At 38.9% G+C, this 1,803-nt stretch carries 1 protein-coding gene; it reads right to left on the reverse strand.

Annotated features, from left to right (window positions below; all coding sequences use genetic code 11):
* Positions 1-126: 126 nt before the first annotated feature.
* A complete protein-coding gene (locus QTO00_RS19190) occupies positions 127-1,494 on the reverse strand; it encodes a phosphomannomutase CpsG (RefSeq protein WP_331426173.1) in 1,368 nt (455 codons plus the stop codon).
* Positions 1,495-1,803: the final 309 nt, after the last annotated feature.

A 1,803-nucleotide genomic window follows, 5' to 3' on the forward strand; every position in this document is an offset into this window, starting at 1 on the left:
GAGCTGATTAAAGATTTACGAGTAGAACTTCGTGATGAAGGTGCCAGTAATATTGGTGTTCAGCTGTAATTTTTATTTATTAGGCTTCAACCAATGTTGAAGCCTAATAAATCGTGCTAGTGTGAATTACTTTTCGCGCAGAATAGAAAGGATTTCTTGCGTCTTTTCTTGCATTAACTGTTGATTGCCTTTTGACTCTACATTTAATCTAACAACGGGCTCAGTGTTTGATGAGCGCAAGTTAAAACGCCATTCATCAAACTCCAGACTGATGCCGTCAGTGTAATCTATATTTCTTGCATTAGTTTCAAACTTCCGTATCACTCTATCAATGGCAGCTTTGGCATCTTTTAATTTAGAGTTAATCTCTCCAGAAGATGGAAATGCAGCAATACGGTTTTGAACGAGACTAGAGAGCGGTTGTTTTTTTACACATAGTAATTCTGCGACCAATAGCCAAGGAATCATCCCACTGTCACAGTACGCAAAGTCTCTAAAATAATGGTGGGCACTCATTTCACCACCATAGACAGCATCTTCAAGCCTCATGCGCTCTTTAATGAATGCATGTCCTGTTTTGGACATAATCGGATTGCCGTTTCTTTTTGATACAATATCAATAGTATTCCAAGTTAGGCGAGGATCGTGGATGATATTTGCGCTGGGATTTTTTTGCAGGAAGGCTTCAGCTAACAAGCCAACAATATAGTAGCCTTCGATGAAACAGCCATGCTCATCAAATAGGAAACAACGGTCAAAATCACCATCCCACGCAATACCCATATCTGCTTCATGTTTGATTACTGCATCCGATGTATCTTTGCGATTTTCAGGTAGAAGTGGATTTGGGATACCATTGGGGAATGAGCTGTCAGGTTGGTGATGAATTTTAATAAAATGTATAGGAATATTTAGCTTTGAGAACTTTTGTTCTAATTTGTCAATTACATGCCCTGCAGCACCATTGCCTGAGTTGACTACCAGCTTTAATGGTTTTAGGTTGTTTGGATTTATGTAAGTTAGAAGGTGTTGCACATATTCTTCAATATTGCTTTGTAGCTTATAAGTACCTCTAGTAGCAACCTTTTCGAAGCTATTCAGTTCCGCTAGTAGTTGGATTTCTCGTAACCCCGTATCTCCACTGATAGGTTTAGAATCTTCTCGAACAAGTTTCATTCCGTTGTAATCTATAGGGTTATGGCTAGCTGTGACTTCAATTCCACCGTCTGTGGAAAGGTTGCTCGTCGCAAAATAAATTTCTTCAGTACCGACCATACCTATATCGATGACGTCTACCCCTGCATCCATTAACCCGTCTGCTATCGCTAGTTTTAGAGGTTGGGAGGTTTCTCTAACATCTCCGCCAATAACAACTTTTTTTGGGTTCAGGTACTGGCCGTACGCTCGGCCGATTCGATAGGCAATATCCTCGTTGAGCTCTTCACCTAGTTGACCTCGGATATCATATGCTTTAAAGCATGTTAGCTTGTTCATATTTGTTTCCTAACTATTTAGCTTGTTCAAGAGAACAGGGACTATATTTTTTTGACTAACATTGTATCGTCAATTGAGACCTGAGTTAAAGCTCACCTAATCAAAGTAAACGATTACATTTTAGTGGACTAGCCAATTGATTGATGCATACCATGCAATGTTCAATTTGAAAACTGGTATAGTTGTTAGTTTCCACACGCATTCTCTATAGAAAGCTAAACTTAAATTTCTGCTGGCAATTATGGTTTTAATCAAGCTTAAAAATGTTATTCAAACTTATTCATGGGGAAGTAAGACCTCACTTGAGGA

It is taken from the genome of Vibrio sp. M260118 (genome assembly GCF_036533755.1).
Lineage (GTDB): Bacteria > Pseudomonadota > Gammaproteobacteria > Enterobacterales > Vibrionaceae > Vibrio.

What these genes read in the sequence shown, in the direction of transcription:
- QTO00_RS19190 (WP_331426173.1), bottom strand. Translation starts at nt 1,494, where the DNA reads ATGAACAAGCTAACATGCTTTAAAGCATATGATATCCGAGGTCAACTA.